23 protein-coding genes are annotated in these 24261 nt (G+C 65.6%); 6 read left to right on the top strand and 17 right to left on the bottom strand.

Features of this window, described 5'->3' with window-relative positions:
• The first annotated feature begins 47 nt into the window (after positions 1 to 47).
• Positions 48 to 626: a DUF2059 domain-containing protein gene (locus ACCQ16_RS01165; protein WP_029818281.1), complete on the top strand. Its 579-nt coding sequence runs from the start codon at positions 48 to 50 to the stop codon at positions 624 to 626.
• Positions 627 to 809: 183 nt separating this feature from the next.
• Here ACCQ16_RS01165 and ACCQ16_RS01160 read toward each other — a convergent pair whose 3' ends face one another.
• The 4 genes from ACCQ16_RS01160 to ACCQ16_RS01145 all read right to left on the bottom strand — a co-directional run bounded on the left by ACCQ16_RS01160 (position 810) and on the right by ACCQ16_RS01145 (position 4650).
• Positions 810 to 1562: a pseudouridine synthase gene (locus ACCQ16_RS01160; RefSeq protein WP_033837228.1), complete on the bottom strand. Its 753-nt coding sequence runs from the start codon at positions 1560 to 1562 to the stop codon at positions 810 to 812.
• A gap of 260 nt (positions 1563 to 1822) precedes the next feature.
• Positions 1823 to 2326 carry a cupin domain-containing protein gene (locus ACCQ16_RS01155; RefSeq protein ID WP_014089018.1) on the bottom strand — a complete coding sequence of 168 codons (504 nt, stop codon included), beginning with the start codon at positions 2324 to 2326 and terminating at the stop codon, positions 1823 to 1825.
• Positions 2327 to 2335: 9 nt separating this feature from the next.
• The gene (ubiB, locus tag ACCQ16_RS01150) at positions 2336 to 4009 is read right to left on the bottom strand and encodes a ubiquinone biosynthesis regulatory protein kinase UbiB (protein ID WP_372380174.1); all 1674 of its coding nucleotides are present in this window, start codon (positions 4007 to 4009) and stop codon (positions 2336 to 2338) included.
• Complete coding sequence (locus ACCQ16_RS01145; RefSeq protein WP_011345960.1) at positions 4006 to 4650, bottom strand: ubiquinone biosynthesis accessory factor UbiJ; 645 nt, start codon at positions 4648 to 4650, stop codon at positions 4006 to 4008. The genes ubiB and ACCQ16_RS01145 overlap by 4 nt, the downstream gene beginning before the upstream one ends.
• 234 nt (positions 4651 to 4884) lie before the next feature.
• On the opposite strand from ACCQ16_RS01145, the gene ddlA reads away from it, so the two are divergent.
• Positions 4885 to 5988, top strand: coding sequence for a D-alanine--D-alanine ligase (ddlA, locus tag ACCQ16_RS01140; RefSeq protein WP_277573051.1), 1104 nt, complete (start codon positions 4885 to 4887; stop codon positions 5986 to 5988).
• Positions 5989 to 6176: 188 nt separating this feature from the next.
• Here ddlA and ACCQ16_RS01135 read toward each other — a convergent pair whose 3' ends face one another.
• The 3 genes from ACCQ16_RS01135 to oleC form a co-directional block, all read right to left on the bottom strand.
• Positions 6177 to 6335, bottom strand: coding sequence for a DUF1328 domain-containing protein (locus ACCQ16_RS01135; RefSeq protein WP_003468167.1), 159 nt, complete (start codon positions 6333 to 6335; stop codon positions 6177 to 6179).
• 64 nt (positions 6336 to 6399) lie between these two features.
• A complete protein-coding gene (oleD, locus tag ACCQ16_RS01130; RefSeq protein ID WP_008572201.1) occupies positions 6400 to 7410 on the bottom strand; it encodes a 2-alkyl-3-oxoalkanoate reductase in 1011 nt (336 codons plus the stop codon).
• Positions 7411 to 7641: 231 nt separating this feature from the next.
• Positions 7642 to 9303, bottom strand: a complete 1662-nt coding sequence (oleC, locus tag ACCQ16_RS01125) for an olefin beta-lactone synthetase (RefSeq protein ID WP_277573052.1) — start codon at positions 9301 to 9303, stop codon at positions 7642 to 7644.
• Positions 9304 to 9623: 320 nt separating this feature from the next.
• Here oleC and ACCQ16_RS01120 point away from each other — a divergent pair, with 320 nt between their 5' ends.
• Complete coding sequence (locus ACCQ16_RS01120) at positions 9624 to 10007, top strand: YkgJ family cysteine cluster protein (RefSeq protein WP_011345957.1); 384 nt, start codon at positions 9624 to 9626, stop codon at positions 10005 to 10007.
• Between the two features lie 155 nt (positions 10008 to 10162).
• Here the strand turns inward: ACCQ16_RS01120 and ACCQ16_RS01115 are convergent, their stop codons facing one another.
• The 4 genes from ACCQ16_RS01115 to ACCQ16_RS01100 form a co-directional block, all read right to left on the bottom strand.
• Positions 10163 to 11065 carry an alpha/beta fold hydrolase gene (locus tag ACCQ16_RS01115; RefSeq protein WP_014089013.1) on the bottom strand — a complete coding sequence of 301 codons (903 nt, stop codon included), beginning with the start codon at positions 11063 to 11065 and terminating at the stop codon, positions 10163 to 10165.
• Positions 11066 to 11213: 148 nt separating this feature from the next.
• Positions 11214 to 12353 (bottom strand): protein adenylyltransferase Fic, encoded by a 1140-nt coding sequence (gene fic / locus ACCQ16_RS01110; protein WP_277573053.1) that lies wholly within the window; start codon positions 12351 to 12353, stop codon positions 11214 to 11216.
• 83 nt (positions 12354 to 12436) lie between these two features.
• Positions 12437 to 13453: a 3-oxoacyl-ACP synthase III gene (locus tag ACCQ16_RS01105; protein ID WP_008572193.1), complete on the bottom strand. Its 1017-nt coding sequence runs from the start codon at positions 13451 to 13453 to the stop codon at positions 12437 to 12439.
• A 101-nt stretch (positions 13454 to 13554) separates the two neighbouring features.
• Positions 13555 to 13875, bottom strand: coding sequence for a DUF4156 domain-containing protein (locus ACCQ16_RS01100; RefSeq protein ID WP_008572192.1), 321 nt, complete (start codon positions 13873 to 13875; stop codon positions 13555 to 13557).
• 386 nt (positions 13876 to 14261) lie between these two features.
• On the opposite strand from ACCQ16_RS01100, the gene ACCQ16_RS01095 reads away from it, so the two are divergent.
• Positions 14262 to 14723: an XAC0231 family protein gene (locus ACCQ16_RS01095; RefSeq protein WP_008572191.1), complete on the top strand. Its 462-nt coding sequence runs from the start codon at positions 14262 to 14264 to the stop codon at positions 14721 to 14723.
• A 26-nt stretch (positions 14724 to 14749) separates the two neighbouring features.
• Positions 14750 to 15226, top strand: a complete 477-nt coding sequence (locus ACCQ16_RS01090; protein ID WP_008572190.1) for a tRNA (cytidine(34)-2'-O)-methyltransferase — start codon at positions 14750 to 14752, stop codon at positions 15224 to 15226.
• A 350-nt stretch (positions 15227 to 15576) separates the two neighbouring features.
• Here ACCQ16_RS01090 and ACCQ16_RS01085 read toward each other — a convergent pair whose 3' ends face one another.
• From ACCQ16_RS01085 to poxB, 6 genes are all read right to left on the bottom strand, one after another.
• A complete protein-coding gene (locus ACCQ16_RS01085; protein ID WP_277573054.1) occupies positions 15577 to 16806 on the bottom strand; it encodes an MFS transporter in 1230 nt (409 codons plus the stop codon).
• Between the two features lie 92 nt (positions 16807 to 16898).
• A complete protein-coding gene (locus ACCQ16_RS01080; RefSeq protein WP_003488352.1) occupies positions 16899 to 17516 on the bottom strand; it encodes a hypothetical protein in 618 nt (205 codons plus the stop codon).
• Between the two features lie 102 nt (positions 17517 to 17618).
• On the bottom strand, positions 17619 to 18371 hold the full coding sequence (locus tag ACCQ16_RS01075; RefSeq protein WP_014089009.1) for a hypothetical protein: 753 nt from the start codon (positions 18369 to 18371) through the stop codon (positions 17619 to 17621).
• A gap of 190 nt (positions 18372 to 18561) precedes the next feature.
• Positions 18562 to 19908: a sigma-54-dependent transcriptional regulator gene (locus ACCQ16_RS01070; protein WP_127166973.1), complete on the bottom strand. Its 1347-nt coding sequence runs from the start codon at positions 19906 to 19908 to the stop codon at positions 18562 to 18564.
• Positions 19893 to 21335, bottom strand: coding sequence for a sensor histidine kinase (locus ACCQ16_RS01065; protein ID WP_218195819.1), 1443 nt, complete (start codon positions 21333 to 21335; stop codon positions 19893 to 19895). Before ACCQ16_RS01065 ends, ACCQ16_RS01070 begins: the two co-directional genes overlap by 16 nt.
• 49 nt (positions 21336 to 21384) lie before the next feature.
• On the bottom strand, positions 21385 to 23094 hold the full coding sequence (gene poxB, locus ACCQ16_RS01060) for a ubiquinone-dependent pyruvate dehydrogenase (RefSeq protein ID WP_218196065.1): 1710 nt from the start codon (positions 23092 to 23094) through the stop codon (positions 21385 to 21387).
• 373 nt (positions 23095 to 23467) lie between these two features.
• On the opposite strand from poxB, the gene ACCQ16_RS01055 reads away from it, so the two are divergent.
• Positions 23468 to 24064 (top strand): OmpO family porin, encoded by a 597-nt coding sequence (locus tag ACCQ16_RS01055; protein ID WP_003488520.1) that lies wholly within the window; start codon positions 23468 to 23470, stop codon positions 24062 to 24064.
• Positions 24065 to 24261 lie beyond the last annotated feature (197 nt).

Raw genomic sequence — 24261 nt, 5'->3', positions numbered from 1 at the left:
ATTGTATCGGCAGCGGCGTGGACGCGCGCGCGAACGCCGGCTCCCGTATGCTGCGGCCGGTCCCCCGTTTGCAGGATGCTCCGATGACACCTACCCGTTCGCTCACTGCCAGGCGCCACCTCGCGTGCCGGCTGCTGCTGTCGGCCCTGCTGGCCGTGGCTGCCCCGGCGGCATTGGCGCAGGCGCCCAGCGATGCCGACATCAACCGCCTGCTGGCCGCCTCGCGCGCGCAGACCATGCTGGATACGATGCTGCCGCAGATCGAAGCACTGCAGCAGCAGCAATTCGCCCAGCTCACCGCACAGCGTCAGCTCGACCCCGACCAACAGGCGCAGCTGCAACGCATCCAGGAACGCACCCGCCAGACCGTGCGCAAGGCGCTGTCGTGGTCGGAACTGCGCCCGATGTATGTGGATATCTACAAGCGCTCGTTCTCGCGCGAGGACGTGCTGGCCATGGCCGAGTTCTACGAGAGCTCGGCCGGCCAGAGCCTGCTCGACAAGACCCCCGCCCTGACCCAGAACCTGATGGGCGCCATCCAGCAAAGGATGCTGCCGCTGTTTGCCGACCTGCAGAAGGACCTGGAGAAGATCGTCAACGAACCTGCGCCGGCCAAGAAGCCCTGAAAGGCGGGGAATGGGGAATGGGGAATGGGGAATCGTCAGAGCTTGCTTTGCTGGGGCCTTGAGTTAGCGGAGAGTGGCACGCGCGTTGACCAGGCGGGCTGAGCGCGCGCCCTCATCCGCCTCTGCGGCGCCCCTCCCCCGTAGGACGATCAGGGCGCTCCCGCGCGACAGCGGTGGCGCCACCTACAACTGCGCCACGTCCCAACCAAACAACGCACACGCCTTGGTGAACTCCGCATCCAGCGGCGCGGTGATGCTGATGCGCCGGCCACCGCCCGGATGCGGAAATTCCAGGCGTTCGGCGTGCAGCAACATGCGGTGGATGCCGAGCATGCGGAAACTGCGGTTGTGGCGGCCGTCGCCGTGGCTGGTGTCGCCGATCATGTGATGGGACAGGTGCTTCATATGCCGGCGAATCTGCCGGAAGCGGCCGGTCTGCGGCTGACAGCGCAGCAGTGCGTAGCGCGAGGTGGTGAACCCGGTGGAAGGAATCTCCAGCTCGCCGGTGGCCAGACGCTGGAAATGCGTCACGGCCGGCTTCTTGACCGGCTTGCCCGGCCCGCCGTCCAGGTCATGGTCGACGATGAAGCGCTCCTCGGCCGGCCAGCCGCGACAGACGGTGAGATAATCTTTCTCCACCTCGCCCGCCATCAAGGCCTTGCCCAGCGCACTGGCGCTGTCGCGATCGAAGGCCAGCAGCAGGCAGCCGCTGGTGGCGCGGTCGAGCCGGTGCACCAGAAAGATCGGCTTGCCCAGCTGCTCGCGCAGACGGTCGGCCAGGAAGTCGTCCTCCCCACGCGCCAGCTTGCTGTCATGGACCATCAGGCCGGCGGGTTTGTCGACGACGGCCAGGACATCGTCCTGGTAGAGAATCTGCAGATGCTTGGGGGATATGCTCACCGGCGGATTATCCGCATCGCCGACACCGCATGCCACTGCATCGCCGCTGCCGAGCGGCGAACACCGCAACTGTTCTGTCACCAGGCCACGCGCACGGCAATGGCTGCGGCCTGGGCCGCTCGCACGGTGCAACTGCTGCGCGCTCCTCACGCAGCTGATGCCTGACCGCTGCATGGGTGGTTGCTTCACGTCTCACTTGCCCCAACCACGCCAGCGTCAGGGCAGCAGACGGATGCGCGTATCGCGGCGTGTTGCGCCATCGTGCAACGCCAACAGATGGACCACCACCGGCGCGCTCAGTAGGGCGTGCCGTCCTTGTGCCGGTACGCGCGCTGCCCGTCCGCCACGGGGACCAGCATCAGGTCATCGTCCGGATAGGTCACGCAATCGCCGGCACTGCGGTCGCCCACTTCCAGGTACGTCACCACCGCCTGGCTGCGATTGATCAGGCAATGCGCATCGCCATCGCCGGCGCGGAAGCCAACGCACATGCCCGGCTGCAGCAACTGCTCGCCGGCGTTGGTGATCAGGCTGGGCGCGCCGCTGACGATGTAGACGAACTCGTCCTGTTGCGAATGCCCGTGCCGCAGCGCCGAACGTGCACCCGGCGCCAGCGTGGTCAGGTTGACGCCGAAGTTGCGCAGCCCGAACACCTCGCCCAGTGCACGCTTCTGGCGGCCGCCCATCTGCGCGGCGAACACCGGCGGATAGCTGGATTCTTGCGTGCGCGGTGGCGCATCCAGCGCAGCAATCGCCGCTACGGGTGTGCTTGCGTCCAAGGCATCGGTTGCGTCGGGCATGGTCGTCCCCTATCGCCGCAACCAGGCGACCAGCAGCGCGGCCGAACCGGCGCCGCCGCTGATCCAGCTCCACACCGGCACCGTGCCCAGGTACCAACCATCCGGATGCAGTCCATAGAGCACGGCCGCAACCACCAGTAACCCGCTGCCGGTGATGGCGGTCACCACGCGGGTCTGCAGCTTGCGCAGGCTAAGGTCCAGGGCGAGCAGTTCGGGCGAGCGGATGTCGATCTGATGGCGGCCTTCCACCTGCTGCTTCAGCCAGCTGTGCACCAGGCGCGGCATGTCCGGCGCATGGGTCATGATCTCCGGCAACCGCTTGCCCAGTTCGCGCAGCACGCGGCGCGGGCTGTAACGCTCGCGCAGGATGCGTTCGAGCACCGGTCGCGCCACCGCCCAGATGTCCAGCTTGGGGTCCAGCTGCCGGCCCACGCCTTCGATATTGAGCAGCGTTTTTTGCAGCAAGATCAGCTGCGGCTGCAGCGTCAACTCATAGCGCTGCGCCACGCGGAACAATTTGATCAGCACCTGCGCCAGCGAAATCTCCGACAGCGGCCGGGTGAAATACGGCTCGCATACCGAGCGCGCGGCCGCCTCCAGTTCGTCGATGCGCACGTTGCTGGGCATCCAGCCGGCCTCCACGTGCAACTCGGCCATGCGGCGGTAATCCTTGTGGAAGATCGCCATGAAGTTCTCGGCCAGGTAGTACTGATCTTCCTGCGAGAGCTGGCCCATGATGCCGAAATCCAGCGCGATGAAGCGCGGGTTGAGCCGGCGTTCCGGGTCCGAATCGACCCAGATGTTGCCGGCGTGCGCATCGGCATGGAAGAAGTTGTCGCGAAATACCTGGGTGTAGAACACGCGCACGCCCTTGGCCGCGAGCGCCTTGCGATCGATGCCCGCCGCATCGAGCTTGGCGATGTCGTCGGATGGAATGCCGTACACGCGCTCCAGCGTGAGCGCGCGCTCGGCGGTGTGCGACCAGATCACTTCCGGCACGTACAGATCGTCCGAGCCTTCCCAGAACCGGCGCAATACGCTGGCGTTGGCGCCTTCGCGCTGCAGGTCCAGTTCGGCGGCCAGCGTGCCTTCGATCTCGGCCACCACTTCGCGCGGACGGATCTTGTCGGCACGCGGATGGGTGCGCTCGACCAAGGTGGCCAGCGAGTGCAGCAACGCGATATCGGCATCGATCTGGCGTTCGATGTCCGGACGCAGCACCTTGACCACCACTTCGCGGCGCACGCCGTTGGCATCGGGCGGCAACGTGGCCGCATGCACCTGCGCGATCGACGCCGAGGCCAGCGGCACGGTATCGAAGCTGGCAAACGCCACGCTGACCGGCAGGCCGAGTGCGGCTTCGACGATCAGGCGCGCGGCCTGGCCATCGAACGGCTTGACCCGGTCCTGCAGCAAGGTGAGTTCTTCGGCCACGTCGGCCGGAATCAGATCGCGCCGGGTGGACAGAATCTGCCCGAACTTGACGAAGATCGGCCCCAGTTCCTGTAGCGCCAGGCGCAGCCGCGCACTGCGCGATTGCGCGGCGATTTCGGCGCTGGCACGCGGCACGAAGGGCTTGGCCAAACGCAACCAGCGCTCGGCCGGGGTGCCTTCCAGCAAGGCATCCAGGCGATAGCGCAGGATCACCCGGCCGATGCGGCTTGCCCGCAGGATCGCCTTCATGCTGTGCCTCCGCTCGCACGCAGGCGGCGCACGCGCGCGGCCAGCCGTTCGACGTCATCGCGTAGCTCGTCCACGTCGTCATGGAAAGCCTCGAGCTCGGCACGTGGCACCACATCGCGCGATTCTTCGGTGACGAATTCGGCCGCGCTCTGCGCCAGATCCACCGCACTGCGACGTGCCTGCTGCAGCGCTGCGCGCACCGCGCCGGCGATCTGCACGCCCAGGATGTCGCCGAACACCGTAACGAACGGCAACTGCCAATCCGGGTCGAAGCGGCCGGCCAGTTGCTGCAGCTGGCGCGCCAGTTCGGCATCGCCGGAAACCTTGAGCCGACCGGCCGGCGCGCCGGCGCGACGTGCGTTGGCCAGCAGCGGCAGTTGCCCGAGCAAGCCGGCCAGGCTGCTGCGCACCGCCAGGTCAGGTTCCTGTGCCTGATCGACCGGGCCGACCAGCAACCGGCGCTCGTGCACGCGGATCTGCAGGGCCAGCGCGGGCGCCTCCAGGGTCAGCGCGATGCGCTGGCCTTCCAGCGGCAGCAGGGCGTCGCGGGTATCCGGGTCCAGCGCCAGCGCACGGTTGAGCGCTGCCTGCAGGGCCTGGCCGGCGAGCGGCTTGAGGGAATTGAAGAGTGATCCGGGCATGCCCGCATTCTACCGCCCCTGCATGTCGCAGCTGCCCGACGGCGGTGTGGCACGTGCGCCGGCTGTCGGTACGGCGGTCGTGCGGTCGTTGCGACGGCAGGTTGCCGGGCACCGCGGCGCATGGTCAGGCGCATCGGGCACGCCGGCGTTGTTCGCCATGGTTGGCTGCAGCACGACTTCCTTCAGCGCATACGCCACAGGCATCCTGTCCACTTCCAATGGCAGGAGCAGGCAATGCGCATGATTCGGGTCGGCCTCATCTTCGGTGGCAAATCGGCCGAGCACGAGGTCTCGTTGCAATCGGCGCGCAATATCCTGGATGCGCTGGACCCGCAACGCTTCGAGCCGGTGCTGATCGGTATCGACAAGCAAGGCCAGTGGCACGTCAACGACCCCGACAGCTTCCTGCTGCATGCCGACGACCCGGCGCGCATTGCGCTGCATCGTAGCGGGCGCGGCGTAGCGCTGCTGCCGGGCGCGCAACAGCAGCAGGTGCGGCCGATCCAGCCGGAGCAGGCGCTGGCGCAGATCGATGTGGTGTTCCCTATCGTGCACGGCACCCTGGGCGAGGACGGCTCGCTGCAGGGGCTGCTGCGCATGGCCAACCTGCCCTTCGTGGGCTCCGGCGTACTGGGCTCGGCGGTCGCGATGGACAAGGACATGGCCAAGCGCGTGTTGCGCGATGCCGGGCTGGCGGTGGCGCCGTTCGTCTGCTTCAACCGCCACACCGCCGCGATGGCCGATGTAGAGGCGTTGATCGCGCAGTTTGGCTTGCCGCTGTTCGTCAAACCGGCCAACCAGGGCTCGTCGGTCGGCGTCAGCCAGGTGCGCAGCGCCGATCAGTTCGCCGCTGCACTCGCCTTGGCCTTGGCCTACGACCACAAGGTGTTGGTGGAAGCGGCCATTGCCGGGCGCGAAATCGAATGTGCCGTGCTGGGCAATGCCACACCCCAGGCCAGCGTCTGCGGCGAGGTGGTGGTGCACGACGCGTTCTATTCGTACCAGACCAAATACATCAGCGAACACGGCGCGGAGATCGTGATTCCGGCCGACATTGATGCGCGGACCCAGCAGCGCATCCAGCAAATCGCGGTGCAGGCTTACCAGGCGCTGGACTGTGCAGGCCTGGCGCGGGTGGATGTCTTCCTGTGCGCCGATGGACGCATCGTGATCAACGAGGTCAACACGCTGCCGGGCTTCACCCGCATCAGCATGTATCCGAAATTGTGGCAGGCAAGCGGGCTGGACTATCGCAGCCTGATCGCGCGGTTGATCGAGCTTGCACTAGAACGGCATGCCGACGATCAATTGCTGCGCAGTGCGGTCCAACTGCCTTGATGGCGCTGCCGCCGTTACATCGCATACAAGCGCGCGACCACGACCACGACGCCGCGCCTGGACTCAACAACGCACATTCAAAATCCGCGCATTTCCGGCCACAACGCACAGGGCCCGCATCCTTGCGGAAGCGGGCCCTGTGAGCGCCAACCGGCAGCGCCGCTGCCGTGACGTATCGCAGCTAAGCGTTATACCTTGCCGCGACGGAACATCGAGATCACTGCCAGGATCAGGAACACCACGAACAGGATCCAGGCGATGTTGGTCGCCGCACCGGCGATACCGCTAAAGCCCAGCACAGCAGCGATGATGGCGATGACGAAAAAGATGATGGCGTAATGCAGCATGGCAAGGTATCCAGAAGTTGTCGTGCCGAATCGGCGCAGACGTATCTTGTGGATATGCCGGTCTTTATCCGGTGATGGCGATGTCGTTGGAAGATGAGGATCGCAGCCGTTGCAGGCCTTCTTCAATGCTGATGCGCGGTACATAGCCGAAGTCGCGACGTGCCGGCTCCATGCTGTACCAATGCGGCGTACACAGCTGTTCCACCAGAAAACGCGTCAACGGCACCTCGCCTGGCAGACGCAACAGTGGCCATAGCGTTTCGCACACGGCGCCGATGCGGTAGGCGGTGTTGAACGACAGCGAACGCGTGACTGCCGGCGCGTCCACCGCAGCCAGCAAACGATTGAGCAACTCGCGCATCGGCAGCGGTTCGCCATTGGAAATGAAGTACGCCTTGCCTGCGCAGGCAGCGCCCACGGCAAGGTGCTCGAACGCATCGAAATGCGCCTGCGCGGCGTTGTCGATGTACGTGCTGTCGACCAGGTTGCTGCCATCGCCGACCATGCGCAGCCGCCCGGCACGCGCACGCGCGGCCAGGCGCGGCAACAAGTGATTGTCGCCCGGCCCCCAGATCAGGCGCGGTCGCAGCGCCACTGTCGCCAACTGGGCATCGTTGGCGGCCAGCACTGCACGCTCGGCAATGGCCTTGGTTGCCGCGTAGGCGGCGCGCAGATTCTCGCCATACGGCACTTCGTCGGCACCGAGTCCTTCCACCGGGTTGGTGGCGCGATGGGTGACGCTGGGCGTGGAGGTATAGATCAACCGCGGCACGCCATTGGCGCGACAGGCCTCGATCACGTTCTGCGTGCCCACCACATTGGCCTGGTGATAGCTGTCGTAACTGCCCCATGCGCCGGCCTTGGCGGCATTGTGGAACACCGCATCGATGCCGGCGAAGGCATGCCGCACCGCCTGCGGGTCGGCCAGGTCGCCGCGGATCTGGCCCACGCCCAGGCGTTGCAGCACCGGGTAATCGCCGCGCTGGAAGCTCACCACCTCGTGCCCACGCGCGCGCAGGCCGCGGCACAACGCCTGGCCAAGAAAGCCGCCACCACCGGTCACCAATACCTTCATCGCACAACACCTCGCCTCTGAGGGACGACACCATAGCCGGCCACACCCGACTTGGCGATCTTGCGTCGACGCGCGGCCGTGCAGGCTGCCGTCGAGGGCCGCAGCGACCAACAGACACTGCGCCTAATCCCTGGCGGGCGGGTGGGTGCGGTGATCGGAATCGACCGCTTGCGCGCTGCAATTTACGAGTGCGCCATCCATACCCGCCTGACCACTAGGCGCTGCCTGTTGTCATCCGTTCTTATGCAGCTGCTGCGCTGCCCACACCGCCAGCGTTTCGCGGCCGATCTTGGCGTTGTGGCGGATGTCGACCGGAAAACCGGAGTGGCGCAGGAAACGCGCGATACCTGCGGTGTGCGGGCGGGCAGCGCCCAGCGCGCGCAGGTCGCTTTCCACCTGTGCGAACGCGGGAGCAGACACCCCCGGCTGCAACTCCACGCACAGCACCGGTTGCTGCTGTCCGGGCGCACCCACGCCCACTAGCGCGGTGCGCCGCACCTGCGGATGCACGTTGAACACCGGCTCCACCTGTTCGGTGTACAGCGGGCCGCTGGCGGTTTCCACGCGCTGGGTCTTGCGCCCACAGAACCACAAGCGTCCTTCGGCGTCGAAATATCCGACATCGCCCATGCGGTGCACGACGCGCTCGCTGCCATCGCTGCGGCGTTCGCGGATCTTGGCGATGCGCGTGGCCGCATCGCGGTTGAAATAGGTGTCGGTGGCGGTGGGGCCGGCAACGGTGATCTCGCCGACCTCACCGGTCGCCAGCACGCGCACGCCACTCCAATCGGCAATGGCCGCATCGTCAATCGCAATAATGCGCACCTCATTGGGCGCGACCACCTGGCCCACACAGGTGCCGGCACCAGCCTCGGTGGCGGCGCGCGTGGCATCCAGGGTGCGCCCTTCGATCGCGGCCACCGGCAAGCATTCGGTGGCGCCGTACGGGGTCCAGAACTGTGCATCGGCCGGCAGCAGCGCGCGGATCTTCGCCACCACATCCGGTGGCACCGGTGCACCGGCCGACGTGGCCAGGCGCACGTTGGGAAGCGGCTGCCCATAGTCGGCCAGCACGCGCATCAGGGCCGGCGAACCGAACAACTGGGTGATACCGAAGCGCGCGATCGCATCATGCAACTTGCGCGGGTCGGCACTGCCCGGGCGCGTCGGGTCCATGTCCGGAATCACCGAGGTCAGTCCCAACGCCGGATCGAACAAGGCAAATGGCGGAAACGTCGGCAGATCCGCTCCGCCGGGCTGCATGTTGAACGCATTGCGCAGCAATTCGATCTGCCCAACGAAGTGCCGGTGGCGATACACCACGCCCTTGGGCACGCCGGTCGAGCCGCTGGTGAACAGGATCGCCGCCACATCGTCGGGCGCGGTGTCGGCCAGTTGGCTGCCTGCGCCGGCACCATCGCGCTCCACCCGCGCCAGCGTGACTCCCCCCCAGCCGTAACGTCCGCCGACGGTAACGATCTGCTTTGCCGAGCGCGCCCAGCGCAACAGGCGACGCGCCAGCTGCGCCAGCGCAATGCCGATAAATGCCTGCGGCTGCGCTTCGTCCAGGCACTGCTTGAGCGCACGTTTGTCGATGCCGGGGTCCACCAGCACCGGCACCGCGCCAGCCTTGAACAAGGCGAACATCAGCAGGAAGAATTCCGGCGACGGCCGCACCATCACCACCGCACGCGCGCCGCGCCCGATGCCGTGGCGTGCCAGTCCGGCGGCGATCGCATCGCTGCGCGCATCCAGCTCGGCATAGCTCAAGGTCAGATCGTAGGCGGCAAACCCGTTGGCGCCGCGAGCGCCCGGGCAACGGATGGCGATCTGGTCGGGGCGCTCGCGCGCCAGTTGCGGAAGGGTGGCCGCGATATTGCAGAGGGTCGTCATCTGCGCATTATCACCCATGCGCCAATGGCACCGGCCGCTGCAGCCTGCCTGAAGGCGACGCACGGCGCGGGCGCAAGTGCGGCTCATCATCGCCTGACGCCATGACGCATCGATGCGCGGCAGTACCCGACCCAATCGCCGCAACGCGTTCGCAGCGCATGCCTGGGTGCGCGGCACGCGTGGAGCGCCGCCCACCCAGGCATGGCGGCGCGCATCTGAATCGCTAACCGGTCACCGCGGCACGCTACTTGTATCGCGGCGCGGTTCGGTCAAAATGCCGCGCTTCCCACGCGATTTCGCCGCGCCAGGCCCGGCATTCCATGGCACACCCCTGCCTTACCTGCGGCGCCTGCTGCGCCTATTTCCGCGTCAGTTTCCATTGGAGCGAAGCCGATCCTGCATTGGGCGGCAGGGTGCCGATCGAGCTGACCGACGCCCTACGCACGCATGAGCGGGTGATGCGCGGCACCTCGCAGTCGCAACCGCGCTGCATCGCGCTGGACGCGGACATCGGGCGCTACAGCCGCTGCAGCATCCACGACCGCCGCCCCTCGTCCTGCGCGGCCGTGCCGGCCTCGCTGGAATTCGGGCAGCGCAGTGCGCAATGCGATAAAGCGCGTTTGGCGCACGGCCTGCACGCACTGACCGATGCCGATTGGGTTGGCGTGGACGACGCACAACGCAACCCGCTGCCGCCGATGTAACGCTATAGCGCAGCACCTTGTGTCGTGCTCGCAACCGCGTCGGCAGGCATCTGGCCGGGATGACCGATGCGCTGCATCGGATTTGGATGCAGTCATTCCAGTCATTGCGTGCAGTGAGCTGACGCGTGGCCGCACGCTGCTGCCGGCGCAATGCGCTAGAGCGGATTGCGCTCCAGAAACGCGCGAATCGCCGGCACCAACACCTCATGCTTGTCTTCCAGCACATAGTGATTGGCATCGTCGAATGCTGTCACTTCGGCCTGCGGCAGTGCCTTGCGAAAGCCGGCCAGGAAGTGTTTGTCGAAGCAAATGTCGCGCAGGCCCCAGGCAATGAAGACCGGACGATCGGCGAACGCAGGCAGCGCCTGCGCCGAGCGCTCCAGCAGCGACCAACCCTTGTCGGCGGGCGACAGCGGAATATCCTGCATGAAGCGGATGGTGGAGATGCGATTGCGCCAGTTGTTGTACGGCGCCACATACGCACGGCGTACATCCGACGGCATCGGCCGCGACACGCCCAACCATGAAGCGCCGGACGAGAACGCATTGAACGTGCGGATGAACCACTCGCCCAGCCGCCAGTGCCGGCCCATCGCAATCTGCCACGGCATCGGCTTTTCCGCCGGCAGCGGGAACGCTGCGGTGTTGGTGATGACCAGCCGCTTGACCTGGGCGTGATGCGACAACGCCCAGCCGAACCCGATCATGCCGCCCCAATCGTGCACCGCCAGCGTCACCGGCCCGGTGATGCCCAGATGCCGCAACAACGTATCCAGATCGTCCACGCGCGATTGCAGCGTGTAGTCATAACGCGGCTGCGCGTCGGGCGCATCGTCCGGCTTGTCGGACAGCCCCATGCCGATGTGATCGGGCACGATGCAGCGGTAGCGATCGGACAGGCCGCTCACCAGATGCCGCCACAAATAACTCCACGACGGATTGCCGTGCAGCATGACAACCACCTCGCCATCGCGCGGGCCTTCGTCCAGATACGACATCGCAACGCCGGGGCGCACTTCAAGGCGCTTGGGGGTAAAGGGGTAGCCGGGGTAATTCATGCAAAAACGCGTCCGATTCAGTTCGAGTAATTTCGCGCGGTGCAGGTGCTGCCCTGTACCGCACACAAGTGCAGATTACGTTGGTTGTCACGATGCGTCCGGGCCAAGGCACGCCAGCCGTAGCGGAGATTCGAATAGCTCCCAAGCGTCACTCGGCTTGCCTGGCATGCCCCCGATACGGCGGCAGTTGATGCTCGTCGCTGGACAGCAGCTGTAAAAATGCCGGATGTAGGAACAGTTTTTCCTTGCCTAAACGCTGCTCTTTCAAGACACCGATATCTACCAGTTCCTTGAGGTGACGTGCAGCGGTTTGCCTGGTCACGCCCAGCACCTCTACAACATTTTGGATGCGGCAATACGGCTGGTTGAAGATCACATCGACAAGCTCGCGGCTGTAGGCCTTCGGTGCGAGGCTGCGGACGTGATCTTGCGCCTGTGCCTCCAAGCCGCGAATCGCCTGGATTTTGGCTGTTGTCCATGCAGCAGTCTCAGCGACGGCAGCGAGCATGTAATGAATCCACTCGGCCCAGTGTCCATGCCGCGTCACGTCCAGCAGCAAGCGGTAGTAGTCGCTGCGATGTCGAATGATGTAGCGCGACAGATACAGCACCGGTACATCGAGTAATCCTTGTTCGATCAGCATCAGCAGATTCAACACCCGCCCTGTGCGACCGTTACCATCGGTAAATGGGTGGATCGCTTCGAATTGATAATGCGCAACCGCCATCCGGATCAATGGATCGACATCGGTGTGTTCGTGGATAAAGCGCTCCCAGTTCGCGAGTTTGTCGCGTAGCAGCGTTTCACCCACTGGCGGGGTATAAATGATCTGCTGGATCTGATCGTTAGTCAGCGCAGTACCAGGCACGCGACGAATCTGCATCTGCACCGCTTTGATACGACTGCACACGGCAATCGCGGTTTCGGTACACAGCGGCCGCTGTCTGAGCGATTGAAAGCCTTCGTACAGCGCACTGCGGTAACGCAGGGCTTCTTTGGTCGCGGGGTTTTGGGCGCGCTCTTGGTCGTCTGCGTAGCGAAATAAATCGTCAGTGGTCGTGACGATGTTTTCGATCTCCGAGCTGGCCTGCGCCTCCAGGACCGGAATCGTATTGATCAACACGGCCGGGTTGGGTAACAACGCGGTGGCCTGTTTCAGTTCGGCCAGGGCGGTGCGTGCGACGATGCAGGCCTTGAGCAGGCTGCGGGTTTCTATATCTCCCGCCGGCGGTAGCGGCGGGAGAGCATTGTGGGGTTGACCCGGGTCGAAAGCGGGTGGTTCATCCATGGCACCTGCTCATGTTGCGAGAACGAACATGATGCAAGAACGCGTTCTAAAAATCCATTTCTTTTAACGCGTCTTTCCGTGCATCACCAAACCACTTCGGCCATCGAGCAATTCAAGCCCGAGCCAATGCCCAGCAGCGCGATGCGGTCGCCCTTCTTCAGGCGGCCCAGCTCCTTGAGCTTGCTCAGCACGATCGGCACCGAGGCCGGGCCGATGTTGCCGTGCTCGCCGAAGATGGTCATGACCTTGGCCGGGTCGATGCCGAACGACTTCACGAAGGCGGCGGTGTGCGGGCGGCTGACCTGGTGGATGACGAACTGGTCCAGCTCCTCCACCGCCCAGCCCAGCACCTGCCTGGCGGCCATGAAGGTCTTCTGGGCCAGCTTGATCCCTTCGATCAGCAACAAGCGGGTGTCGGTGACCATGCGGTCCAGGTTGCCCCGGCACAGCTTGTTCCACTCGGTGGCCGAACGGGTCACGCCGCCCTTGTAGCGCGGCGCGTCGGGCACCAGCTCGGTGCGCGCCATCACCATGGCTGCTGCACCGCAGCCCAGGGTCAGCGCGGCAAGTTCGTTGCGGAACTCCTCCTCGGTGACATCCGGCGAGGTCATGCGCTCAAGGGTCTTTTCGTACACCAGGTTGGCAGTCTCGCCATCCACCACCAACGCATAGTCGATCTCGCCGCGCTCAAGCATGCGTGCGGCGATGTCCATGCCATTGATGAAGGCCAGGCAGGCGTTGGCCACGTCGAAGGTGACGCAGTGGTCGCCCACGCCCAGGTTGCCGGACACGATGGACGCCGTGGACGGCTCCAGGTAATCGCGGCTCACCGAGGTATTGACCAGCAAGCCGATCTTCTCGATGCCGATACCGGCATCGATCAGCGCCTTGCGCGCGGCCTGGGTGGCGGCGTCCGATGCCTGGACATCCTGGTCCCACAAGCGCCGTGCATGGATACCGGCAACGTCGCCCAACACGTCGGTCTTGATTCCGAGGCGGTCGTAGGTCGGTTGCAGGCGTTCGTTGATTTCCTTGGAAGTCAGCGTGTGCGGCGCATCAACATGCGCCAGTCCCGCGATGGAGACATTCTGGAAGAGCATCGAAGTAGCGCCATGGCGTCAGGCGAGGGGGCGCTAGTCTAGCCGCTGGCTGGTTTTACCGCATCTTTACAATTGAATCGCCTTCGCCCCAGCCCAACGGTTCAGCGCGGGGGGCAGCGGAAGGCGTTGAAACGCTGGCTGCCGTCGGCCGGCTGGCCTTGCGCCTGCACCGCATTGGCGTTGGCGCCGGGGGCCTCGTTGCGCGCCAGCGTTTCCAGCTCTTCCTGCACGCGCAGCGGGTTGCGGTTGTAGAAGCCGACCTTGCTCTTGACCGTCACCACCACTTCGCCCTGCTGCTGACACCCCGCTGGCACAGGGCCTGCGGGCAGCACCCGCACACTTTTGCCGCTTTGTTCGATCGGCACCCAGGTGCACGCCGCAGTGGTGGTGGCAACCAGAACAGACAGCATCAGCACGCGCATAAGTCATCACACCTGTGGGGAAAGCCGGATTGTGCCGCAGTTGCCTGCTGGCGATCCGGCGCGCGGTGGCACCCGCCATCCACCCATTCAGCGCACCGAACCGCCTTGCCTTGAGCGTGCATACCCGTTTAGCCGCGGTGTCCGCCGTCCTGCAGCGCGTCCGGGTGTCCGGACGCGGACACTCTTACGCGGCTGAAATCCCTTTAAAAACAATGGCCTTTTGTTGGCACACCGTTTGCTCCCCTGTATCTCGCAACCGCCGACAGCCGCTGAAACTGACTTTTCGCTGAACAAAATAAAAAGCCACGCGAAAGTTCTTGTGCGTACCGAGGCGGTGTACTACCTTACTACCACACCACTGATTAACAACACCAAGAGACCCCGCCATGAAGACCCAGACCCTGCGCATCGCCCTCTCCACCGCCCTGTTCGCTGGCGCCACCCTGGCCGGGTTTGCCCAGGCCGCGAGCCTGACCACCCTGGACACCGTCCAGGTTCGCCCGGCCGCCGACCAGATCGCCCAGCAGACACTGGAGCGCAACAGCGCCATTCGCACCCTGACCGCCGTGCAAGTGCGCCCCTCGGCCGAGCAAGTGGCCGCGCTGGCCGCCGAACAGGCCGGCCCGCGCATCGTCACCTTGGCGGCGGTGCAGGTGCGCCCTTCGGCTGAACAGCGTGCCGACCTGGTGGTGCGCAGCGCCGCCGCCAGCGCGCAGAGCGCCTCCAGCCAGGCAGCTGGCGCCATCGGTGCACTGATGGGCCAGGTCATCGTGAACCTGCCGACGCCGCAGCTGCAGCCCTCGCCGGCCGAACTGGAAGCGCTGGTCAACGCCGCCATCAGCCTTTAAGCACGCGCGCAGCTACACTTGCGCGCATGCCAGCACCTGTCCTCGACGTCATCCTGTTTCAGCCTGAAATTCCGCCCAATACGGGCAATGTGATTCGCTTGTGCGCCAATACCGGCGCGCGCCTGCACCTGATCGAGCCGCTCGGCTTCGACCTCAGCGACAAGCAGCTCAAGCGCGCCGGCCTGGACTACCACGAATACGCGCCGTTGCAGGTGCACACCGACCTGCCCAGCGCCCTGGCCGCGATCGCGCCCAAGCGCGTCTTCGCGCTGAGCACCCGCAGTACGGTGCGCTACGACACACCGCAGTTCGCCGATGGCGATGCGTTTTTATTTGGTCCGGAAACCCGCGGCCTGCCGGCCGAGGTGCTGGAGTCAATTCCGCCGCAGCACCGGCTCCGTTTGCCGATGCGCCCGGACAACCGCAGCCTCAATCTGTCCAACACCGTTGCGGTGATGGTGTTCGAAGCCTGGCGGCAATGGAATTTCGCTGGCGGCCAGTAACCAGGCGATAGCCGGGACTGTACGCAACGGCATGCGCCTGCGTGCCTGCTGGCAAGACCGCATCGACGGACGCGCGATGAGATGGTGGCTACCGCACCTGATCTCTCACCAGAACGCGGCATCTGTGGTGGTAGCTATCGTTGGACAGCGACAGACACTGCATCGATCCGGACCAACGAGGCGATGATGTGCGCCGCGTCATCTGCGCGACTGCCAGGCCTGCCGGCCGACAGGACACGCCCCTGGTCAGAGCGCACTTGCTCGTCCCTACCAACGCAGTGCGATCGATAGCGCGCAAGCCGCGACGGACAGCGATCGGTCGCTCCGCTTGCGCGCGCCCTGCGCACCGGTCACAGCACTGTCTCGGCCTGAATGGAAGCCGCTGCCTGCAACATGCCGCGACAGCCGGCCCATAACGCCACTGCCAGCAGCGCGATCGCACCCAAGGTCAGAAACGCGATGCGGTAGCCGAAGGCATGCGCCAACCAGCCACCAAACGCCGGACTCAGTGCCGCACCGACGCCCTGCACGGTCATCACCGCGCCCTGGCCGACATTCACGCGCCCGGTGCCTTGCAACAACCGCGCGACCAGTGCCGGCACCACCACGCTTTGCAAGCCGGCGCCGAGCCCATCGAGGATCTGCACCGGAAACACGCCCCAGCCGTGAATCACCGATGCCGCCACCAAGGCGCGCAACGGCAGGGCCATGAACGCCACCAGCAGCACCCACCAGTGCCCATGCACGCGTATCCAGCGCATCGCCAGCAGCGCGACCACCACCATCGTGGCCTGTGCCACCACGATGGTGGTGGCCGTCAATGCACTCGGGTCGCCGGCGTGCGCCGCCACGATCGCCATGCCGTACAGCGGCAGCATCGCCGCATTGCCCAGATGGAACAGCCCCAGCGTCACCGCCAGCAGCGCCAGCGGGCGGCAGGTCAGCAGCACACGCCAACCGCTCAACGCATCCCCACCGTTGTTGCTTGCCAGACCGCGTGCTGCGCGGTGGTCGATGGCCGCAGCCGGAATCGCCAGCACCGCCACCAGCGCCAGGGCGCCGAAAAAGGCGGTCAGCAGGAACACGGCGGCGAAGCCATAGCGCCATCCCAACCAGCCGGCCAGCACCGCGGCCAGCACGTTGCCCGCATGGTTGGTCACCTGATTGCGCGCCAGCTGATGGTCGAAACCGTGCGCGTGCACCAGCCCCAACGTAATGCCCGTCAATGCCGGGCCAATGCCGGCCGCTGCCAACGCCGAGGCGATCTGGGCGGCGACCACGCCCGAAGAGGTGGGCTGCAGCCAGATCAAGGCGGTGGCAAGCAGGATCGCCAGGCAACCGACCACCACCACGGCGCGTTTGCGCCGGGTGGCATCGACCAGCGCGCCGGCCGGTGTGGTGGCGAGCATGCCGGCAATGCCGCCCACGCTCATCACCGTGCCGATCGCCGCCACCGACCAGCCTTTGGATTGCAAAAACACGCTGAGGAACGGCCCCAGCCCGTCCTGCACATCGGCCACGCTGAAATGCAGTGCTTCCAGCGCGCGTGTCCCACGGGGCCTGGCCTTGGTCATCGGCATGGCACCGCTCCGCTGCGAGCGCGCACGAAGGCGCACGTGGCAGGCCACGGGGCGGGCATCTCAGTGGCGCGCGGTGGCCGCATGTTAGGCTCCTAGTGTTTGGGCTTGGGCTTGGGTTTATGCGCAGGGCCGTGCGGTGGATGCTCGATCTGCTTCAGCGTCGCCGCCTTGCCACCCAAGGCATGGGCATGGATCAGCACGCCGTGCGGCGTGGCCTTGGTCTCGCCTTCGGCCACCAGTGGCTTGCCGACCACTAGCTGCTTGGCGAAGTCGCCACCGGCATGCGGCGGAAACCGCACCGTGACCGCATCGTCCAGCAGCACGCCATGCACCTGCCCATGCGGACCGTGCAGCAACCGGGTGATGGTGCCGCTGTGCTGGGCCACTTCCGGCTTGGGCGGTTTGCCGGGCGGTTTGGGTTTGGGCTTGGCATGCGGCCCATGCGGGCCTTCATCGAGGATGCGCTTGCCGCCTTCCGGATCGATTGCCAGCGCCACCAGCATCTCCACGTCGCGCGGCTTGAGGCCACGTACGGTGAGCGCGCTACCAGGCTTGAGCGCCTTCAGCAGCGCCTCGGACAGATGCGGCGGGGTGTGCACTTCGGTGCCATCGGTGAGCAGCAGGCCGTCGATATCGGCCTTGGGGTTGAGCAGGAAACGCGCCAGGGTGCCGCGGGTGGCGGGGAGGAAATCAGGGTCGACCCAATGCATGGTGTTACTCCGAAAAAGGACCGGCATTGCCGGTCAAGCCGCTGGCCACGCGGCTGCGTGACCAGCGGAGGAAACCAACGAACAAAACAGGAGCGGTACGACTCAACGGCCGGCCGGCGGAACCGGCGCGCCCGGCGGCGGTGGCGGCAGCGGGCCGTCCGGACGCGGCGCGGTGAACAGCGCACGCAGCGAGGAGCGATCACGCCCCAGCTGGGTCGCCTCGATCGCACGGCCGTCCGGGGTGGCCACACCGAAGCCGCTAGCGCTCAGCGGCTCGCCCACGCGCAGCAGATCGGCAAACTGCAGCGCCAGATGCGGTGGCATCCGCACCACCGTGCCATCGCTGACCAGCGCACCATTGACCTCGCCGGCAGGCCCATAGACCAGGCGCTGGATCGTGCCATCGGACTGCAACGGGGTCAGCTGGCCGGGGGTCGGCGGCGGCGGCGGGGCGGCGCCGAAGGTGGGCGGACGGTCGACCACCTCGCGGCCGCTACGGCCGGAGCGGATCGAACTGACCTGCAGCACCGGCAGATTGCCCAGGCGGAAGCCCTTGACGACGACATTGTCGCCGGCCCGTACGGCTGCCTTCACCTCGCTGGACAGATGCGGTGGAAACCCGACCTGGGTGCCGTCGCGCAGCCACAGTCCGTCGACCTCGCCATTGGGGTTGAGCAGGAAGCGCTCGACGGTACCGCTCACGCTCACCGGTGTGGCGGCGACCGGGGTCGGCGGGGCTGGCGGACCGCCGATCGGGCCGTTGGGCGCCGGCGGCGGCGGCGGGGCGGCCACCTGTGCGGCGGCGGCGCCGATGGTGCAGGCCAGGGCAATTGCAAGAACAGTCTGACGCATCATGGGGATGTCTCCTGCGCGGCGGGAAGGGGCCGCGTACCAGAGACAAAGCAGCAATCGTGCCAACCAATAACTGATTGTTTTGAAAGAGCTTTATTTGCTCTGCAACCGGACGGAGACGTCTGCATTTCATCCACCCTGTCCGGTTTGGGGACACCTGTCCCGCAGCATGTGATCGATGTGCGCACAAGTGTCACAGGCCGTATTCCTCCAGCTTGCGATAGAGCAGCTGCCGGTGGATCCCCAGCCGGCGCGCGGCCTCGGCGCGATTGCCCTGGCTGTGTTCCAGCGCCGACCGGATCATCTGCGTTTCCAGCCGCGCCACGGCCTCGGGCAGGGTCCCGGTCACCACCGATGGCTCCTGAGGCGACACTTCGCCCGCCTCGCCCAGCGCTTCATCCAGATCCGCCGCATCGATGCTGGCGCCACGCACCAAGACCTGGCTGCGCTGCATGACATTGCGCAATTCGCGAACGTTGCCAGGCCAGCGGTGCGCGAGCAGGCGCTCCTGCGCGGCCGGCGACAGGCTCTGCGCACGCGCTGCATCGGCGCTCAGGAAGTGCTGGGCCAGCAGCAGGATGTCCTGGCCACGCTCGCGCAATGGCGGCAGTTCAATCGGCACCACATTGAGGCGGTAACGCAGGTCGCTCCGAAAGCGTCCGTCGGCCACGCAGGCCGCCAGGTCGCGATGGGTGGCGGCCAGCACCCGCACATCCACCTTCTGCGGGCCGCTGCCACCCAGTGGCGTCACCTCGCCTTCCTGCAGGAAACGCAGCAGCTTGGCCTGCATCGGCAATGGCATGTCGCCGATTTCGTCCAGAAACAACGTGCCGCCATCGGCTTCGCGAATCAGCCCGCGTCGGTCGCTGCTGGCGCCGGAAAACGCCCCCTTGCGATGGCCGAACAGCTCGCTCTCCATCAAGTCCAGCGGAATGGCCGCGCAGTTGACTGCGACAAATGGCGCATTGGCGCGCGGGCTGGCGCGATGCAGTGCGCGTGCGGCCAATTCCTTGCCGGTGCCGGTTTCCCCGGTGATCAGCACCGGCAGATCGGACGCCGCTGCCAGCCCGATGCGCTTGTGCACGGTGCGCATCGCCGGGCTGTGGCCGACCAGTGCATCCTCATCTTCGACCGGCGCAGGCGAGCTGTCTGTCGCTGCAGCCTGCGCATCGGCACGACTGAGCAGCGCGCGCTCCACCACCTCCACGATATCGGCACGGCCGACCGGCTTGACCAGATGATCGAAGGCGCCCAGCGTCATCGCCTCGATCGTGTTGCCACTGGACACATGGGCGGTCAGCATCACCAGCGGCACCTGACGCGCCTGCGCATCGTCCAGGCGCGCACGCAGCACCGCGATGCCATCCATGCCCGGCATGCGGAAATCCACGAACGCCATGTCGATGCCGCCTTCGCTCAGCCGCGCCAGCCCGTCCGGCCCGTTCCCGGCGGCGACCACCGTATGCCCGAGCGAGCGCAAGGTGGCCTGCAAGGTGGTGCGAAACGCCGCGTCGTCGTCGATGATCAGGATGCGCGCCATGGCAACTCCAGGATGAAATGGGTCAGCCCGTCGGCATGTGCGTAGCGCGCGTGCCCGCCATGCGCACGCGCGATCTCGCGCACCAGCGCCAGCCCCAGGCCATTGCCGTCGGCGCGGCCACTGACGAACGGTTCGAACAGGTGCGCAGCGATCGGTTCTGCGATCGGCGCGCCACGGTTGCAGACCTGCAGCTGCAACATGCCCTCCACTGCTGCCGCCTGCAGCGTGACCTCGCTGCCTGGATCGGCGTGCTGCGCAGCATTGCGCAGCAGGTTGTGCACGGCGCGCCCCAGTTGCTGCGGATCCAGGGTCCAGCGCAACGGCGCGGCCGGAAGCAGCAGGCGGGGCGGCGGCGTGCCCGGCGGTAATGGGCTGTGTTCCAGCAGCGCCGCCAGCCAGTCCTGCACGACCACCGTCTCCAGTTGCAGACGAATCGGCTGCACCATGCCGAGCAGGCTCTCGACCACGCCATCCAGGCGACGAATCTGCCCCAGCATCAACTCGCCATGCGCCGCATCATCCGGCGTCGCATCGCGGCGCGCGATCTCGTTTTCCAGCGCCAACCGCATCGTGGCGATCGGGTTGCGGATCTCATGCGCCACCGTGGCCGTCATGCGCCCCAGTGCGGCAAGCCGTTCGTGCCGCGACAGCTCGTCGGCCAGCCGGCGCGTCTGCGCCAGCGCCTGCGCGTTGCGCTGCGCATAGTCGTTGACTGCCGCGCCCAGGCGGTCCAGTTCCGGCGCACCGGTCGGCGGAATGTGCGGCGTCTGGGTGTCGGCGGCCAGCGCCTGCTGGATCCGCTGCAGGCGCTGGCTCCAGCGCCGCACCAGCACGCCCAGCGCAATGGCCGATATCGCCACCATCGCGAAGATCAGCAGCATGCCAACGACCAACGGCCGCCACGCGTCGGCCTTGCTGGCCGGCACCCGCGTCATCGTCCATGCCGCGCTGCCGGATGCCAACGGACAGGCGCTGATCAGCAGCACCTCGCGGCGACCGTCGCGACGGTATTGCGCCGCCTGCCTTGTCGTCACGCTCTGCTGCGCCGTGTTGACGATGTTGGCCCACTCCGCGGCGGGAATATCGGTCTTGTGATCGCTGCCGTCGTAGGTCGGGTACGCATAGGCAACAAAGCCCTTGTGCAGGTCCCAGACACCGCCTTCGACGCCTGGCGCATCGGCCAGCACCAACTGCACCACCACCGCTGCCAGGCCTGCGCCATCGTCGCCGCGACGCGCCGCCTCGCTTGCCCCGGCATAGCGTTGCACGATGCGCGCGCATTGCCCGCCCAATTGCTGGCGCGCCTCTTCCAGCCGCACACCCTCGGTCTGCCGATACAGGCCGTACAACATCGTGGCCACGCCCACACAGGCGGCCACTATCACCATCCAGATCAGCAACAGTTGCCGGAGCAGCGAACGGGGCATGGACGAAGCGGCCTGAAGAGGACAGCCAGTGTGCGTGAGTGCAACTGAATTAACGCAGGTTGGTCTTCACCAACTCGATGACCTCATCGCCACGCCCGCTCATCACTGCTTTGAGCAGATACAGGCCCATACCCTTGGCCTGTTCGAGTTTGATCGCCGGCGGCACCGCCAGCTCCTGCGTGGCGATGCGCACATCCACCAGCGCCGGACCCGAATGCGCGAAGGCTTGGCGCAATGCACGCTCCAGTTGCGACGACTCATCGACACGGATGCCGAGGATGCCCATCGCGTTGCTCATCGCCGCGAAATCCGGATTGCGCAGCTCGGTACCGGTATCCAGGTAACCGGCAGCCTTCATCTCCATCGCCACAAATCCCAGCGAAGCGTTGTTAAACACCACCACCTTCACCGGCAGATTCAATTGCGCCAGCGAGATGAAATCGCCCATCAGCATCGCAAAGCCACCATCGCCCGATAGCGAAATGACTTGCCGACCAGGAAATGCTGCTTGCGCACCAAGCGCCTGCGGCATTGCGTTGGCCATCGAGCCGTGATTGAACGACCCCAGCAAGCGACGCTTGCCGTTCATGCGCAGGTAGCGGGCGGCCCACACCGTGGGCGTGCCGACATCGCAGGTGAACACTGCATCCTGATCGGCAATCTGGCTGATCAGCCGGGTCACGAACTGCGGGTGCAGCGGCTGCCCGGGATCTGCCGGCACCGCCAGATCGTCCAGCCCTTCGCGCGCCTTGCGGTAGTGCGCAAGCGACTTTTCCAGAAAGCCACGTTCTTCGCGGCGCTGCAGCTGCGGCAGCAATGCTGCAATGGTTTCGCCCACATCGGCGGCAATGCCCAGCTGCAACGGCGTGCGCCGACCGAGCGCGCTCGGGTCGCGATCCACCTGCACGATGGTCGCGTCCTTCGGGTAGAACTGCCGGTACGGAAAATCCGTGCCCAGCATGAGCAAGGTGTCGCAATTGAGCATGGCGTGATAACCGGAACTGAAACCGATCAGGCCGGTCATGCCGACATCGAACGGGTTGTCCCACTCCACGTATTCCTTGCCGCGCAGCGCATGCACCACCGGCGCACCCAACGTGTCGGCCAACGCCACGACTGCGTCATGCGCGCCGGCACAGCCACTGCCGCACAACAGCGTCACCGCCTTGCTCTGTTGCAGCAGCTCGGCCAATTGCCGCACGTCCTCGGCGGCGGGCAGCATCCGCGGCTGACGCAGCGCCGGCCACGCACTGGAGACATGCTTGTCCACCTCCAGCAACGCGATATCTCCGGGAATCACCACCACCGCCACGCCTTGCTGCAGGATGGCCGTGCGCATCGCCCGATGCAGCACTTCCGGCAATTGCGCCGGGTTGGTCACCAACTCCACGAAGTGACTGCACTCGCGAAACAGCTCCTGCGGGTGGGTCTCCTGAAAATAGCTCAGCCCGATCTCGGACGACGGAATATGCGCGGCAATCGCCAGTACCGGCTGGCGGCTGCGATGGCAATCGAACAGCCCGTTGATCAGGTGCAGATTGCCCGGCCCGCAACTGCCCGCACACACCGCAAGCTGGCCGGTCACCGCCGCCTCGGCACCTGCGGCGAACGCTGCCACTTCTTCGTGCCGCACATGCATCCACTCGATGGTCTGCATCTCGCGCAAGGCATCGGTCAAGCCGTTGAGGCTGTCGCCGGTCACGCCCCAGATCCGCTCGACCCCGGCGCTCTGCAGCGTCTCGGCCAGAAAGCGCGCCAACGTTTTTTCTTCGCCACGATGCAGCTCCACAGGTGTGTTCAACAGGCGTGCAATGCTCCCAGCGGCGGTGTCAGTGCAATGTGCTGGTGGAGCGAGCACGCGTAAAACGTTGGAAACCCGGCGATCTGCCGCGTTTGTGTACACATGCCCACGTCGGCGCCATGTAAGCGCTAGAGCATCACGTTTTGCACGTGCTGTACGCGCATCTGCACGCTACACAAGAAAGCGCAGCTGAATCTGGCGCGATGATTCATCAACTGGTCAGTCCAAAATTCATGTCGCGTTCCATCGAATAACGGAGAATTTACATCTCGGCAGCGAACGGCATCCGCCTCAGCGCCGGTCCAATCAAATAAGTACAGGTATCCCGATCATGAAGACTTCTTTGCTGGCCCTCGGCCTTCTCGCAGCTCTGCCGTTTGCGGCTTCGGCTGCTGAAAACCTCTCCTACAACTTCGTCGAAGGCGACTACGTGCGCACGCCGACCGAAGGTCGCGATGCGGACGGCTGGGGCGTGAAGGCCTCCTACGCCATCGCTCCGAATTTCCACGTGTTCGGCGATTACAGCAAGCAGAATGCTGACGACAACAACAACGTGTTCGAAAACACCGACTCGGACTTCCAGCAGTGGGGCGTCGGCGTGGGCTTCAACCACGAAATCGCCACGAGCACCGACTTCGTTGCGCGCGTTGCCTACCGCAAGCTGGACCTGGATACCCCGAACATCAATTTCGACGGCTACAGCGTTGAAGCCGGTCTGCGTAACGCCTTCGGCGAGCACTTCGAAGTCTATGCCCTGGCTGGCTACGAAGATTTCTCCAAGAAGCGTGGCATCGACATCGGCGACAACTTCTACGGCCGCCTTGGCGCCCAGGTGAAGTTGAACCAGAACTGGGGCATCAACGGCGACATCCGTATGGATGGCGACGGCAACAAGGAATGGTCGGTCGGCCCGCGCTTCAGCTGGTAAGCCGCACGTTTGACTGCAGCGCGCGCTCTCTCCCGCGTTGCACTGGAAGCCCGGTCCCCCGACCGGGCTTCTTTCTTTTGGGCGATCGGTTGGCGGTTTGGACATGCGCGTCACGATGCGCGTCACTTCGCACAGGGAACCTCGCCAACGATGCATCTGCGTCACGAGGGTGGGCCGCGCTCGCGTTGGGTGCCCCA

The sequence above is a fragment of the Xanthomonas sp. NCPPB 1062 genome, assembly GCF_041481705.2.
GTDB lineage: Bacteria > Pseudomonadota > Gammaproteobacteria > Xanthomonadales > Xanthomonadaceae > Xanthomonas > Xanthomonas euvesicatoria.
This window is presented reverse-complemented; position numbering and strand designations above follow the sequence as displayed.